This is a genomic window from Amycolatopsis sp. cmx-11-32 (genome assembly GCF_047608695.1).
GTDB lineage: Bacteria > Actinomycetota > Actinomycetes > Mycobacteriales > Pseudonocardiaceae > Amycolatopsis.
Genome location: NZ_JADNQN010000015.1, coordinates 22,435 through 36,566 on the forward strand (window position 1 = coordinate 22,435; position 14,132 = coordinate 36,566).

A 14,132-nucleotide genomic window follows, 5' to 3' on the forward strand; every position below is an offset into this window, starting at 1 on the left:
CGTCAGGGGGTGCGTTCGGCGTAGGCCTCGACGAGCTGGTTTTCGGCGTCGGTGAGGTACTGCGCGAGGAGCGCTTCGGCGCCGAGGCCGTCGCCGGCCTCGATGCGCTCGAGGATCTCCGCGTTGCGCTTGAGGTACGGCTCGTGGAAGCGCCGCGGGTCGGCCATCATGTGGAACACCAGCCGGAGTTCGGCGAAGATGCCGCGCATCAGCTCGTCGATCCGTTCGCTGCCACCGAGTTCCGCGATCGTCGAGTGGAACCGGATGTTCGCGGTGCCGAGGTCCTGCCAGCGCTCACCCCGCTCGGCGAGCTTGCCGTCCTCGACCATGCGCGCGAGCTTCTCGAACGTCGATGGCTTTTCCGTCACCGCCCGCACCGCCGAGCATTCGACGACTTTGCGCACCTTGTAGAGGTCGACGACGTCCTCGACGGACAGCACCCGCACGAAGACGCCGCGGTTGAGTTCGTGGGTCAGCAACCGTTCGTGCGTGAGCAGCCGGAAGGCCTCACGCAGCGTGTTACGGGAGACGCCGAGCGCCGAGCCGATGTCGTGTTCCGACAGCCGGACGCCGGGCAGGAAGAAGCCTTCGGCGATCCGCGTGCGCAAGACGCCCGCGACACGCTCGGCGGTACTGGTGCGGCTGATCATGCCCCGATCGGCTTCGAGTCCTTGCATTGCGACGGGACCACCCTCCGCGATCGTCACACGACTAACCCTATCCAGGTACAAGAGGACAAGCCAAGCATCCTCTTGTGGAATTGTTGAACAATACTTACAGTGCTTACCCATGTGACCCGTGCCACGATGAGAATCACCCTCTGGAGGTGCCGATGAACGCGACAGCCACTACCGAGGACACCCGCCCCTTCGCCTGGTTCCGCACGCTCGGTTCGCGAGGTCGCCGGGCCTTCGTCGGCGCGTTCGGCGGGTACGGGCTCGACTCGTTCGACTACCAGACCCTGCCGCTGGGCCTGGCCGCGATCACCGCGTACTACGGCCTTTCCGGCGGCGAAGCCGGCCTGCTCGGCACGACGACGCTGGTGGTCTCGGCTATCGGTGGCATCGGCGCGGGCATCCTGGCAGACCGCATCGGCCGCGTGCGCACCCTCCAGATCACCATCGCGATGTACACGATCTTCACCGTGCTCTGCGGGTTCGCGCCGAACTTCGAAACGCTGCTGATCTTCCGCGCCCTGCAAGGCCTCGGCTTCGGTGGTGAGTGGGCCGCGGGTGCCGCGCTGGTGGCGGAGTATTCGCAGGCGCGTTACCGCGGCCGGACGGTCGCCTTCGTACAGAGTGCCTGGGCGGTCGGCTGGGCGCTGTCGGTCGTCGTCTACACGGTCGTCTTCAGTATCTGGAGCCCGGACATCGCGTGGCGCGTCATGTTCTGGACCGGCGTCATCCCCGCGCTGCTGGTGCTGTGGGTCCGCCGCAACGTCCAGGACGCGCCCGTCGCGGAGGCCGCCCGGACCGCGAAGAAGGAACGTGGCTCGCTGGCGGGCATCTTCAAGCCGGACCTGCTGCGCACGACGTTGTTCGCCGCCCTGCTCGCCACCGGTGTCCAGGGCGGTTACTACACGCTCGCGACCTGGCTGCCGAGCTATCTGAAGACCACGCGCGGCCTCACCGTGATCGGGACCGGCGGTTATCTCGCGTTCCTGATCTCCGGCGCGTTCATCGGGTACGTCACCGGCGGGTATCTCACGGATCTCTTGGGGCGCAAGAAGACGTTCTTGCTGTTCTCGGTCTTGTCGGCGGGCCTCATCATCGCCTACACCCAGATCCCGGCGGGCGCGAACACCCTCGTGCTGTTCCTCGGCTTCCCGCTCGGGTTCTCGATGTCCGCGATCTTCAGCGGTTTCGGCGCGTTCCTCGCCGAGCTGTACCCGTCGGCGTTGCGCGGGACCGGACAGGGCTTCACCTACAACCTCGGCCGGGCCATCGGCGCGACCTTCCCCGCCGTGGTCGGTTTCCTCGGCGCGGGCGGCGCGATGGTGTTCGGCGCGGTCGGCTACGGCATCGCCATCCTGGCACTGCTCGGCCTGCCCGAGACTCGCGGCCGCGAACTCCGGTGACGACGATCGGAGGAGGAGGTACCGCGATGACCACCTTTGACGAACCGGCGACGATGTCCCCTGGCGAGGCCCGCGCCCTGTTCCGCGCTGGCGCCGAAAAGCCGACCACCGGCTGGGCGAACGGCTTCACCCAGACCAACCTCATCGCCGTCCCCGAAGACTGGGCCTACGACGTCCTGTTGTTCTGCCAGCGGAACCCTCGGCCCTGCCCGGTGCTCGACGTCAGCGATCCCGGCGACCCGTCGACGCGGCTGGCGCCCGGCGCGGATCTGCGCACCGACCTGCCGCGCTATCGCGTCTGGCAGAACGGCGCGCTGTCCGGTGAGATCTCGGACGCGAGCGGATTGTGGCGCAGCGACATGGTCGCGTTCTCGATCGGCTGCAGCTTCACCTTCGAATCGGCGATGGCCGTGGCGGGGATCCCGCTGCGGCACGTCGACCAGGGCCGCAACGTGGCGATGTACGGGACGAACCGCGAGTGTGTCCCAGCCGGGCGGCTGCACGGGCCGATGGTGGTCTCGATGCGGCAGATCCCCGAAGATCGCGTCGACGACGCTGTGCGCATCACCCGTGGGATGCCCGATGTGCACGGTGCGCCCGTGCACATCGGGGACCCGGCCGCGCTCGGCATCGCGGATCTCGCCCGCCCCGATTTCGGGGACCCGGTCGACGCGGAACCCGGTGACGTGCCGGTGTTCTGGGCGTGCGGTGTGACCCCGCAAGCGGCGCTCATGGCCTCGCGGCCGCCGTTCGCGATCACGCACGCGCCGGGCTACATGTTCGTGACCGACAAGCTCGACAGTGAGTTCAGGGTGGCTTGATGGATCTCAACAGTGACCTCGGCGAAGGTTTCGGCGCCTGGAAAATGGGCGACGACGACGCCATGCTCGACATCGTCACCAGCGCGAACGTCGCGTGCGGTTTCCACGCCGGTGACCCGTCGGTGATGCGGCGCGTCTGCGAACGCGCGGCGATGCGGGGCGTCGTCATCGGTGCCCACGTCGCCTACCGCGATCTGGCGGGCTTCGGGCGGCGGGCGATGGACGTCGCCCCGGCCGACCTGACCGACGACGTGCTCTACCAGATCGGCGCGCTCGACGCGTTCGCCAGGGCGGCGGGGACACGGGTGCGGTACGTCAAACCGCACGGGGCGTTGTACAACACCGCTTCCGTCGATCCGGAGCAGGCGGCCGCGGTCGTCGAGGGAATCCGGCGGTTCCATCCCGCGCTCGCGTTGCTGTGCCCGCCGAACTCGGAAATGGCCAAGCAGGCGGAAAAGGCCGGATTCCCCGCGTACGCCGAAGCCTTCGCGGATCGCGCGTACACGCCGGAAGGTCTTCTGGTCTCAAGGAAACTGCCGGGCGCCGTGCTCCACGACGCCGACGCGGTGGCCGAACGGGCGGTCGCGATGGCGACCACCGGCAAGGTCGTCGCCGACGACGGGACCGAGCTGAGCCTCCAGCCGCATTCGCTCTGCGTGCACGGCGACACGCCCGGAGCCGTCGAACTGGCGCGACGGATCCGCGCGGGGCTCGACGCGTCAGGTGTCCACATCGGACCGTTCATCGAGGCCGCGTGATGCGAGTGCTGCGCTATGGGGCACGTGCGGCCATGGTCGACTTCGACGATCCGTCGGAGGTGCTCGGGCTGCACGCGTCACTGGATCGGGATCCGCCGGACGGCGTCGTCGAACTGGTCCCGGCCGCGCGGACCCTGCTCATCCGGTTCGACCCCGGCCGGACACACCACGACCGGCTCGCCGGCGACGTCCTCGATCGGTCCACAGTGGACGTCGCGCCGCGCGAAGCCGCCGAGATCGTAGTGCCGGTGCGCTACGACGGTCCGGACCTGGCCGACGTCGCGGCCGCCGCCGGAATGTCGGCGGAGGCGGTCGTCCGGCGGCACGAGGACGGCACGTATGTCTCGGCGTTCTGTGGCTTCGCGCCGGGTTTCGCGTATTTGACCGGACTCGACCCCGCCCTGCGCCTGCCGCGCCGGACGAGCCCGCGCACCAGGGTGCCCGCCGGATCGGTCGCGATCGCGGGCGAGTACACGGCGGTGTACCCGAACGCCTCGCCCGGTGGATGGCGGCTGATCGGACGGACCACGCTGCCGGTCTGGGACGTCGAGCGGGAGCCGCCGAACCTGCTGACGCCGGGTACGCGGATCAGGTTCTCTTCAGCGGTTCTCCGATGACCTCGAAGATCGAAGTCGTCCGCCCGGGGATCTTCGCCACCGTGCAGGATCTCGGACGCCCCGGCCTGGCCGCGATCGGCGTCGGCCGGTCCGGCGCCGCCGACCGCGGTTCACTTCGGCTGGCGAACCGGCTGGTCGGGAACCCCGAGGGCAACGCGGCCCTGGAGGCGGTTCTCGGCGGCCTCGTACTGCGGTTCTCGGCGCCGGCCACTGTCGCCGTCACCGGCGCGACCTGCTCGATCACCGCCGGCGGGCGGGCCGCCGGCCCTGACTCGCCGGTCTTTCTGCGGGCGGGCGAAGACCTCGTGCTCGGCACGGCTTCTCGGGGATTGCGTTGCTATGTCGCCGTGCGCGGCGGCATCGACGTCCCGCCGGTGCTGGGCGCCCGGGCGACCGACACCCTCGGCGAACTGGGGCCGCCAGTGTTGTCGGCCGGGATGACCTTGCCGGTGGGACATCGGGTGCTGGCCCATCCCGGTGTCGATCTCGCACCCCGCCCTTCGCTGCCCGGGGAACCGGTCCTGCGGGTTTCCCCTGGACCGCGACTCGACTGGTTCACCGCCGGGGCACTGTCCACTTTGGTCGGTTCGCCGTTCGTGGCCACCTCCGATGTCGATCGGGTGGGCGTGCGGCTCGAGGGCCCTCTGTTGTCACGAGCGCGTGATGGCGAGCTGCCGCCCGAGGCCACCGTGCCCGGTGCGTTGCAGATCCCTCCTTCGGGGCAGCCGATCCTGTTCCTGGCCGACCATCCGGTGACCGGGGGCTATCCGGTGATCGCGGTGGTGGACGAGGCCGACTTGGATCTGGCCGCACAGCTTCGGCCGGGACAGCGGGTGCGGTTCACCCTTGAGTGGTAAGTCGCGCTAGGCCGAGGGTGCCCTAGGTACCTACCGCGGTGCGCCGATGGCGGTTTCGCGTGACCAGCGGGATAACACGCGTGATTGAATGGACGACACGACCAGCCCGGCACAAGAAACTCGTGAGTGGCAAGGACGGTCATCGAGAGGCAAGGCGACAGTGTCGTGTTCGGGCGCGGTGCCGATGCCGGACCGCACCCCTCACTGGGTGGATCACGAGGAGCCCAGCCCCGAAACCCGCAAAGTGATGTTCAACCGCCCCACCAACCCCAGCTCCGGGTCGGCACTGCCCGGTAGCACCCGCGGCACCCCGTGAAAAGCCAGCCGCGACTCCCCGCCGAACACGAACAGATCCCCCGACCGCAGATCCACATCCGTATACGGCCGCCCGCGATCCGACGTGTTCCCGAACCGGAAGACACACGCGTCCCCCAGGCTCAGTGACACGACGGGTTTTAGCGAGGCCTCGTCCTTGTCCTGGTGCATCCCCATCTTCGCGGCGGAGTCGTAGAAGTTCACCAGCGCGATGTCGGGGTCATACGAAGACGAAGAAGACCCGTAGGCATCAAGAACGGCCCGTCGCCCGAGATCGCCCAGCCAGGAAGGAAACGGGAGCACCGGGGAGCCGTCGTCGGTCACTCGCGAATACCGGTACGGGTACCAGTGCCATCCGAGACAGACCGTCCGCACGGACATCACGCCACCGTTCGGCAACCGCGTCTGACGGTAACCACGCCATCCACGACAGGCTTCGACCAGACGGCGTTGCGCGTCGAGGTCGAGCCAGCCGGGGACGTGCACGGCATCGGGTGCGACTTCGTTCCGGGGTCGGGGGATCAGCGCGTCCACACGTCGAGTTTGCCAGGGCGCGCGCCGATGAGCCGGTGGCCCCGCACCAGGACGCCTGCCGCGGCGAACCGGCTCAGCAGGCGCTGGAAGAACCGCGGCTGAGACGGAGCGTCCTTGATTGTCACAGCGAGAAAACCTGCCACAAGGAGCCGTGCGAAGCCACCCATCGGACTACTCCGATCGGCCGGTTGACCACCCTGCGTTTACCCGGTCACAGACCGAATTCGACCACCGTCACGCCCGCCCGCGCGGGCACCGGGTCGTTCATCTCCGCCAGCACCGCGGGGACGTCGTCGAGGCCGACGCGCCTGTCGATCATGCCCGCGAGATCGATCCCGGCGGTTTCCACCACCCGCAGCATCTCGGGGTACTCGTGCGCCTGCAGCCCGTGGATGCCGACGATCTCCAGTTCCCCGCCGATCACCCGGTGCATCGGGATCGGCGCGATGCCCCGCGCGGGCGGCATCAGGCCGGCCTGGACATGCCGTCCCCGCTTCCGGAGGCCGCCGATCGAGGCCGCGCAGGTGGCGGGTGAGCCGAGGCAGTCGAGCGAGACGTGCGCGCCGCCGCCGGTCAGGTCGCGGACGTGCGCGGCGACGGCCTCGTGGCCGTCGAACGCGGACGGGTCGACGGCCAAGGCGGCGCCCATCCGCGCGGCCAGCGCCCTGGCCGGAGGAGACGGGTCGACGGCGACGACCGAAGCACCGGCCGCGACGGCCAGCAGGATCGCCGAGACGCCGACGCCACCACAGCCGTGGACCGCGACCCACTGACCGGGCCGCACGCCGCCCTGGCGCAGCACCGCCCGGAACGCCGTCCCGAACCGGCAGCCCAGCGCCGCCGCCTCGGCCGAGGACAGCGAGTCCGGCAGCGCCACGAGGTTGACCTCGGCGTTTTCGATGGCGACGTACTCCGCGAACGAGCCCCAGTGGGTCGCTCCCGGCTGGAACTCCCGGTCGCAGATCTGCTGGTCACCGGCCGCGCACTGGGCACAGGTGCCGCAGGCGCAGACGAACGGCACCGTCACCCGGTCCCCCGCCGACCAGCCTCGGACGCCCTCACCGAGCGCCGTGATCCGGCCGGCGAGTTCGTGCCCGGCGACGTGCGGCAGTTTCACCGACGTGTCGTGACCCTGCCAGGAATGCCAGTCGCTGCGGCACACCCCGGTCGCGTCGACGGCGATCACCACCCCGCCCGGCGCGGCCACCGGATCCGGCACCTCGTGTACCTCGGGCAGCACCCCGAACTCCTCGAAGACGACCGCCCGCACCGACTCTCCCTACGTCTCCCGGCCTCGCTGCGTCACCAGGCCCTCGCCGGGCACCGTACACCGGGCCGCCCGGCCGCGTGGCGGTCCCAAAAGCCGTGACAGTGACGCCGACGGCAGCCCGAGGACCTCCTCGAGATTCTTGAGCACCAGCAGGGATTCCGGCCGTTCGGGACGGCACCGCCCGGACTGCCAATGGCTCAGCGTCGCGAGACTGACCGAGCACCCCCGCCCTCGCAGCCGATACCGGATCCGGTCGAGACCGAGACCCCTCGCCCTGATCGCCGCCCTGAGGGCGTCCGCGAACGGCCCGTTCTCCAGCAGCCGCCTGAGTTCACGTCCTTCCGCTACCCCCCGGTCGATGGTGTGTGTCCGCTGACCGGTCATTGTCATCGCCTTCGCACGCTCGCTAGCCACCCGGAACAGCGCAGCCTAGGCGGGCGAACACATGATCGGAAGGGCCTTGGATCACCTATCCACCCGGCAGGTGGGTGACGTGTCCGAGCGCCGAATTATGCAGGGACGTAGGGAAAATTCCCACCTGGCGTCCCTGGCGAAATGTGTCCACAGTGGACATAGGTCAGCGCAGCGCGACCGACAGCGCCTGTGCGATCTCCTTGCCGATCGCGTGCGTCGCCGCGTCCGGTGGCGAGCCGACCTTGACCACCATCGGACCGCCGAACGGCTGGCGTTCGACGACCTCGATCCGCTCGCCGAGGTTGATGGCGTGCTCGGTGAGATACCGCAGAAGTTCCGGGTCGGTGTCCCAGACGCGGACGATCTCGCCGACCGCGCCGGGCGGGAGGTCGTCGAGGATACGCATCGGCATCTCCTCGACGCTGCCGTCGGGGGCGGGGATGGGGTCGCCGTGCGGGTCGCGCACCGGGTTGCCGAGCTTCGCCGCGATGCGTTCGACGAGCCTGTCCGACACCGCGTGTTCGAGCGCGTCGGCCTCGGCGTGCACCTCGTCCCAGGTGTAGCCGAGTTCGGACACCAGGTAGGTCTCGATCAGCCGGTGACGGCGGAGCACCGAGCGGGCGAGCTGCCTGCCTTCGGTGGTCAGCTCGATCCCGCGGTACGGGACGTGCGCGACCAGCCCCAGCTGGGACAGCTTGGTGACCATGCCGGACGCCGACGACGGGCTGACCTCCAGCCGCCCGGCCAGCGACGTGTTGGTGACGGCCTCACCGCGTTCCACCAGCCCGTAGATCACCCGGACGTAGTCCTCGACGGACGACGACCTGCGATTTGCCCCTTCACCCATGGGTGCGAGTTTACGGCTTGCCGCCTGGTCGCGGGCTCACCCCGCGTGCGGCCGCCAGCGGTACCGGATCCAGCCGGGGACCTGCTCGGCGCCCAGCTGGGCGTAGAACGCCTCACCCTTCTCGTTGCCCTCCTGCATCTCCCATTCGACCCGGCCCGGCGTCCGTGCGGCCAGCTCGTCGAGCAGCTCCCGTCCGAGGCCGAACCGCCGATGCGCAGGGCGCACGAAGAGGTCGTCGAGCCAGATCCCGGGCTTGGCCTCCCAGGTGGAGAAGTTCCAGCTGCAGAAGGCGAAACCCGCGACCTCACCCGGCTCACCCGGCGGGGTGGCGAGGAGCACCCAGGCCTTCGGAGCGGGCCCGAAGAGGAACCCGGCCAGCTCCTGGCGGTCCAGCTTCAGATCATGTTTGTCCTCGTAGACCGCGTGCTCCTCGATGAGCGCGCAGATCTCCTCGATGTCGTCCGCGACGGCGTCCCGTACCGGCATCAGTGTCAGCTCCGTTCGTAGACGAGGTCGCCGCCGACGGCGGTGGCGACGACGTGGACCGAATCCAAAGTGGACTCGTCGGTGGGGTCGGCCGAGAGGACGGCGAAGTCCGCGAGCTTGCCGGGCAGCAGCGTGCCCAGGTCCTTCTCGGCGAAGGCGGCATAGGCGGAGCCGTAGGTGTAGGCGTGCAACGCCTCGGCCGGGGTAAGCCGTTCCTCGGGGCCGAGGACGACGCCCGACGCGGTCTTCCGCCGCACCATGTCGGCCAGCGCGAGCAGTGGGGCGCCTTCGACGACCGGGCGGTCCGAGCTGGCGGGGAGGACGCAACCCGCGTCGAGCAGGCTCTTGAGCCGGTAGCACCATGGCTCGCGTTCCGGGCCGAGCGCGGCGCGCATCCCGTCGCCGATCTCGTTGACGAACCGGCCCTGCGGTGAGGCGATCAGCCCCAGCGACGCCAGCCGCTCCAGCTCCTCGGGCCTCAGCACCGCGCAGTGCTCGATGCGGTGCCGGTGATCGGGCCGAGGATTCGCCTTCAGCGCGGCTTCGTAGGCGTCGAGGACGACGGTGATCGCGCGGTCGCCGATGGCGTGCGTCGCGATCTGCCAGCCCGCCCGGTGCGCGGCGGCGATCGTCCGCGCGATCTCGTCCTCGGGCACCTGGAAGTAGCCGACGTTGTCCGGTTCCCCGGCGAACGGCTCGTGCATCGCGCAGGTCCGGCCGATCAGCGAGCCGTCGGCGAACAGCTTCATCGCGCCGATCCGCAGCCATTCGTCGCCGAAGCCGGTGCGCAGGCCAAGGTCGAGTCCGTACAGCGCTGATGGCTCCTCGGCGGGAAAGCGTGCCTCGGAGCGCGCCCCCGCGTCCAGCTCGTGCAGCACACTCGCCGCGACCATCACCGTGCTCCGCACCCGCAGCACCCCTCGATCACGCGCCAGCTGGTACGCGGCGAGTTCGGCGGGGGTCTCCCCCACGAGACCCCCGCCGATCCCGGCTTCCTGGACGCTCGTGATCCCCTCGGAGAGGTATCGCGCGCTCGCCCGGTCCAGCCCGCGCACGACGGTCTCCACCGGTGTCGGGTAGGTCAGCGGCCGCAGCATCAGCTGGGCCTGTTCCCGCAGCAGCCCGGTCGGCGAACCGTCCTCGTCGCGGACGACGTCACCACCCACCGGGACGTTGGCGAGGTCCAGCCGTTCCAGCACCGCGGAATTGACCACGGTCATATGCCCGGACGTGTGCTTGAGCCGCACGAGGTGTCCGGGAGCGGCGCGATCGAGCCCCTGCCTCGTCGGATGGCCGCCCACGAGCTTGTTCTGGTCGTAGCCGCTGCCGATGATCCAGCCGCCCGGCGGCGTGTCGGCCGCGCGCCGTGCGACGGCGTCGTACACCTCGTCCACGCTGCGGCAAGCCGACAGCGCGACGTCGTCGAGAGCCATGCCGAACCAGGCCATGTGGTTGTGCGCGTCGTGGAAACCGGGCACCACCACCGAACCACCGAGATCGACCCGGCGCTTTGCGGAAAGCGCGGAAGCATCCGCGCCGATAGCGACGATTCGCCCGTTCAGCACTGCCAAAGCATCGGATTCCGCAACTCCGGTGAGGAACCGGGCGTTCTCGTAGACCGTGTCGACCCGCATGGATTCGACCCTATCGATCGATCGATCGGTCGTCTAGGCTCCGCGTCATGAGCACCGTGGACTACGCACTCGACGACGGCATCTGCGTGATCTGGCTGAACCGCCCGGCACGGCTCAACGCGGTGGTCACCGAACTGGTCGACGACCTGTTGGAAGCACTCGACGCGGCCGCGCACTCGGACGCGCGGGCGGTCGTGCTGGCAGGCCGGGGACGCGCGTTCTGCGCCGGGCACGACCTCAAAGAGCCCACCCCGGAAGGTGATTCACGCCCGCGACTCGACCGGCTACAAGACGTCACCCGCCGCCTTCGCGGCCTCCGTCAGCCCGTCATCGCCGCGGTCCACGGATACGCGATCGGCGCGGGGGCCGAGTTCGCGATGGGCTGCGACCTGATCCTCGCCGCCGACGACGCGGTGTTCGCCTTCCCCGAGGTCTCGCTCGGCCTGAGCGTCACGGGTGCGGCTTCGCGGCTGCTGCCACTGCTGGTCGGCCCGCTGAAGGCCAAGGAACTGCTGCTGCTCGGCGAGCGGGTGAGTGGCGCCAAGGCGCACGAACTCGGCCTGGTCAACGCCGTCCTGCCCGCCGACGACCTGATGGACACCGCGCTCGACTGGGCGGCCAGGATCGCCGCCCATCCGGCCGCCGCGGCCACGATGGCCAAACGCGCCCTCGATTCCGGCCTCGACAGTTCGCTCGACGCCGCGCTCGAACTCGAAGTCAGCCACGCGCTGATCACCGAGCACTCCGCGGCCGTCCTCGCGTCGGCCGAGGCGTTCCGGAGCCGGACATGACCTCGCTCGCCGGGATCGACACCCTCCTCGGGCTGACCGGCCGGGCCGCCGTGCTCTGGCCGGACAAGACGGCGTGGATCTTCGACTCCACCGGCGAACGCTTCACCTTCGCCGACGTCGACGCGCGCAGCACGGAGTTCGCCCGCGCACTGCTGGACCTCGGCGTGAAGCCGGGTGACAGGGTCGCGGTGATGCTGCGCAACCAGCCCGAATTCCCGTTGCTGTGGCTGGCCTTGGCCAAGATCGGCGGGGTACTCGTCCCGGTCAACACCGGGTACCGCGAATTCGACGGCGCCCACGTCCTCCGGCATTCCGGCGCCCGGTTCGCCGTCGCGGCCGAGGAATTCCTGGAGCTGGTGAACAAGATCGCGGCCGAGACCACGCTCGAACGCGTGCTTACCCCCGGTGAACTCACCGATCCCGGCGGCGAGCCGGCCTTCACGAGCGAAGGCGAACGCCCGGTCAACATCCAGTACACGTCGGGGACCACGGGCGCACCCAAGGGTTGCGTACTGCCGAACCGGTATTGGACGACACTGGCGATCAGCCTGGCCACGGACTTCCCCATGGTCGGCGCGGACGACGTCGTCCTGACCGCGCAACCGTTCCACTACATCGATCCACAGTGGAACGTGGCGCTGGGGCTCGCGGGCGGCGCGACGCTGGTGGTGCTCGACCGCTTCCACCCGTCCACGTTCTGGGAGAAGGTCCGCGAACACGGCGTCACCTGGTTCTACTGCCTCGGCCTGATGCCGACGCTCCTGCTTCGCCAGCCGGAGAGCGAACTGGACAAGGCTCACCAGGTCCGCGCGATCTGCGCTTCGGCCATCCCGCGCGACCTGCACGCCACGCTCGAAGCGCGCTGGGACACGCCGTGGTACGAGGCCTTCGGCATGACCGAAACCGGCGGCGACATCCGGATGTACCCGGCGGATCACGAGGAGACGATCGGCACCGGCTGTCTCGGCAGGCCCGCGCCCACCCGCGAGGTGATGATCGCGGACGCGGCCGGGAAACCACTGCCGCGCGGGAAAACCGGTGAGCTGCTGATCCGCGGGGTCGGGCTGATGCACGGCTATCACGACGACGTCGAAGCGACAAGGCGCGCGTTCGACGGCGGCTGGTTCCACACCGGCGATCTGGCCACAATGGACGACGAGGGCCGCGTGTACTACGTGGGCCGCACCAAGGACATGATCCGCCGCAGCGGCGAGAACATCTCAGCCGACGAGGTCGAGCGGGCCTTACAGCTGCATCCGGCGGTCAAACTCGCCGCCGTCATCGCGGTGCCGGACGAGATCCGCGGCGAGGAGGTCAAGGCGTACCTCGTCCTCGACGAAAACGAGGGACATCAGTGCGAACCGGCCGAACTGGCCGAGTTCTGCTCGGCGAAACTGGCCTACTTCAAGGTTCCCCGGTTCTGGACGTTCACGGTGGACCTGCCGATGACGCCGTCGGAACGGGTCGCCAAGGGCGAGCTGAAGAAGGCCGAAGACCTGCGTGCCGGATCGTGGGACAGGACCACCGGGACCTGGCTGTGAACACCCGCGAAAGAGTCCGCCAGGCCGCGGTGAAACTGTTCGCCACCAAAGGTTTCCACGGTACCGGCATCCGGGATCTCGCCCAAGAGGCGGAGCTGTCCTCCGCCAGCCTGTACCACTACATGGGCACCAAAGAGGATCTGCTGGTGGCCATCATGAACGAGTCGCTGCGGCGGCTGCTCGACGCGGCTGAACAGGCGACCGCCGGGTTGCCCGATCCCGTGTCGCGACTCGGATCCCTGGTGGCACTGCACGTACTGGCGCACGCCATCCAGCCGGATGACACCCGCGTGGTCGACAACGAGGTCCACGCGCTCACCCCCGCCGCCAGGGCCGAAGTGGTGGCGCTGCGCGATGCCTACGAAAGACTGTGGGCCGACGCCATCGAAGACGGCGTCGCGGCAGGTGTCTTCCACACCGACCAGCCTTCGGTCACCCGGCTCGCACTGGTGGAGATGTGCAGCGGGGTCGCGCGCTGGTATTCACCGCGCGGGCCGCTCACCCTGGACCAGCTGGCCTCGCATTACGCGGAACTGGCGCTGCGGGCGTTAGGCTGTGCCAGACCGCTGGAGCCCACCCACCTGCAAAACTGCCGTGAAGTGGTCTCGGGAGTGTGGCGAGTGCCCGTTTAGCGGCGACTCATACCCGGTACGCCTTGCTCAGACGGCTTGTCTGGGGGACGCTCGAAGGGTGACTGAGCAAACGATCCAACTCGAACTGGACGACTCGGGTCTCTCGCCGGCGTTGCCGATGCCTTCGAACCCCCGTGATCAGGTGCAGGACGTCCCCTACCGCCCGGTGGGATTCCGCGACGACGACCTGCCCACGGCCCTCGAACGGTGCGCGACATGGCTACGCCAGGCTCAGGAGTGGCTCGGGGAACCGGTCGATGTGCTGGCCGTCCATCTCGACTACGACGACCGCAAGGGTTCGCCGTATTATGACGTGAAACTTCTCTGCAACGAGGAGGACCTGGCCGGGGTCCCGATCGCGATGCGGACCCAGAAGGACGACGACTAGCCTGCCGATGTACTGAACGGGACTTTCCTCACGCCCTGTCACCTGGCGTGGGAGAGTCGGCCGAGAGGTCCGTGAAGGCCTCCTTCCCTACTTTGAGAATAAGGAAGGAGGCCTTCACTGCGTCGCCACCCGGTTGGGGAGTGATCGTTC

Annotated in this window: 17 protein-coding genes; 9 read left to right on the forward strand and 8 right to left on the reverse strand. The window is 69.2% G+C overall.

All coding sequences use genetic code 11. The features are described 5' to 3' along the window. Positions 1-2 precede the first annotated feature (2 nt). Positions 3-650 (reverse strand): GntR family transcriptional regulator, encoded by a 648-nt coding sequence (locus ACM6LR_RS33300; protein ID WP_414945258.1) that lies wholly within the window; start codon positions 648-650, stop codon positions 3-5. Between the two features lie 182 nt (positions 651-832). Here ACM6LR_RS33300 and ACM6LR_RS33305 point away from each other — a divergent pair, with 182 nt between their 5' ends. Genes ACM6LR_RS33305 through ACM6LR_RS33325 form a run of 5 tightly spaced genes read left to right on the forward strand, consistent with a single transcriptional unit; the run spans position 833 to position 5,130 of the window. Beyond that, positions 833-2,077: an MFS transporter gene (locus ACM6LR_RS33305; protein WP_414945218.1), complete on the forward strand. Its 1,245-nt coding sequence runs from the start codon at positions 833-835 to the stop codon at positions 2,075-2,077. A gap of 26 nt (positions 2,078-2,103) precedes the next feature. Further along, positions 2,104-2,898, forward strand: a complete 795-nt coding sequence (locus tag ACM6LR_RS33310) for a putative hydro-lyase (RefSeq protein ID WP_414942271.1) — start codon at positions 2,104-2,106, stop codon at positions 2,896-2,898. After that, on the forward strand, positions 2,898-3,656 hold the full coding sequence (locus tag ACM6LR_RS33315; RefSeq protein ID WP_414942272.1) for a LamB/YcsF family protein: 759 nt from the start codon (positions 2,898-2,900) through the stop codon (positions 3,654-3,656). Before ACM6LR_RS33310 ends, ACM6LR_RS33315 begins: the two co-directional genes overlap by 1 nt. After that, entirely contained in the window at positions 3,656-4,273 is a 618-nt protein-coding gene (locus ACM6LR_RS33320; protein WP_414942338.1) for a 5-oxoprolinase subunit B family protein, read from the forward strand. The genes ACM6LR_RS33315 and ACM6LR_RS33320 overlap by 1 nt, the downstream gene beginning before the upstream one ends. Then, on the forward strand, positions 4,270-5,130 hold the full coding sequence (locus tag ACM6LR_RS33325; protein WP_414945219.1) for a biotin-dependent carboxyltransferase family protein: 861 nt from the start codon (positions 4,270-4,272) through the stop codon (positions 5,128-5,130). The genes ACM6LR_RS33320 and ACM6LR_RS33325 overlap by 4 nt, the downstream gene beginning before the upstream one ends. Before the next feature lie 213 nt (positions 5,131-5,343). On the opposite strand, the gene ACM6LR_RS33330 is transcribed toward ACM6LR_RS33325, so the two are convergent. The 7 genes from ACM6LR_RS33330 to ACM6LR_RS33360 all read right to left on the reverse strand — a co-directional run bounded on the left by ACM6LR_RS33330 (position 5,344) and on the right by ACM6LR_RS33360 (position 10,630). Beyond that, positions 5,344-5,979, reverse strand: coding sequence for an alpha-ketoglutarate-dependent dioxygenase AlkB family protein (locus ACM6LR_RS33330; RefSeq protein ID WP_414942274.1), 636 nt, complete (start codon positions 5,977-5,979; stop codon positions 5,344-5,346). Continuing rightward, on the reverse strand, positions 5,967-6,104 hold the full coding sequence (locus tag ACM6LR_RS33335; RefSeq protein WP_414942275.1) for a hypothetical protein: 138 nt from the start codon (positions 6,102-6,104) through the stop codon (positions 5,967-5,969). The genes ACM6LR_RS33330 and ACM6LR_RS33335 overlap by 13 nt, the downstream gene beginning before the upstream one ends. An 86-nt stretch (positions 6,105-6,190) precedes the next feature. Continuing rightward, positions 6,191-7,249 (reverse strand): alcohol dehydrogenase catalytic domain-containing protein, encoded by a 1,059-nt coding sequence (locus ACM6LR_RS33340; protein ID WP_414945220.1) that lies wholly within the window; start codon positions 7,247-7,249, stop codon positions 6,191-6,193. 9 nt (positions 7,250-7,258) lie between these two features. Next, the gene (locus ACM6LR_RS33345) at positions 7,259-7,639 is read right to left on the reverse strand and encodes a transcriptional regulator (protein ID WP_414942339.1); all 381 of its coding nucleotides are present in this window, start codon (positions 7,637-7,639) and stop codon (positions 7,259-7,261) included. A 187-nt stretch (positions 7,640-7,826) separates the two neighbouring features. Further along, a complete protein-coding gene (locus ACM6LR_RS33350) occupies positions 7,827-8,510 on the reverse strand; it encodes a metal-dependent transcriptional regulator (protein WP_414942277.1) in 684 nt (227 codons plus the stop codon). Positions 8,511-8,546: 36 nt separating this feature from the next. Further along, on the reverse strand, positions 8,547-8,996 hold the full coding sequence (locus ACM6LR_RS33355) for a GNAT family N-acetyltransferase (protein ID WP_414942278.1): 450 nt from the start codon (positions 8,994-8,996) through the stop codon (positions 8,547-8,549). A gap of 5 nt (positions 8,997-9,001) precedes the next feature. Continuing rightward, on the reverse strand, positions 9,002-10,630 hold the full coding sequence (locus tag ACM6LR_RS33360; RefSeq protein WP_414945221.1) for an amidohydrolase: 1,629 nt from the start codon (positions 10,628-10,630) through the stop codon (positions 9,002-9,004). 47 nt (positions 10,631-10,677) lie between these two features. On the opposite strand from ACM6LR_RS33360, the gene ACM6LR_RS33365 reads away from it, so the two are divergent. From ACM6LR_RS33365 to ACM6LR_RS33380, 4 genes are read left to right on the forward strand one after another with little or no spacing between them, the layout of a single operon-like run. Beyond that, the gene (locus ACM6LR_RS33365; protein WP_414942280.1) at positions 10,678-11,421 is read left to right on the forward strand and encodes an enoyl-CoA hydratase/isomerase family protein; all 744 of its coding nucleotides are present in this window, start codon (positions 10,678-10,680) and stop codon (positions 11,419-11,421) included. Continuing rightward, positions 11,418-12,962, forward strand: a complete 1,545-nt coding sequence (locus ACM6LR_RS33370; protein WP_414945222.1) for an ATP-dependent acyl-CoA ligase — start codon at positions 11,418-11,420, stop codon at positions 12,960-12,962. Before ACM6LR_RS33365 ends, ACM6LR_RS33370 begins: the two co-directional genes overlap by 4 nt. Further along, positions 12,959-13,594 (forward strand): TetR/AcrR family transcriptional regulator, encoded by a 636-nt coding sequence (locus tag ACM6LR_RS33375; RefSeq protein WP_414942282.1) that lies wholly within the window; start codon positions 12,959-12,961, stop codon positions 13,592-13,594. Before ACM6LR_RS33370 ends, ACM6LR_RS33375 begins: the two co-directional genes overlap by 4 nt. A gap of 58 nt (positions 13,595-13,652) precedes the next feature. Beyond that, positions 13,653-13,982 carry a hypothetical protein gene (locus ACM6LR_RS33380; protein ID WP_414942283.1) on the forward strand — a complete coding sequence of 110 codons (330 nt, stop codon included), beginning with the start codon at positions 13,653-13,655 and terminating at the stop codon, positions 13,980-13,982. The last annotated feature ends 150 nt before the right edge of the window (positions 13,983-14,132 follow it).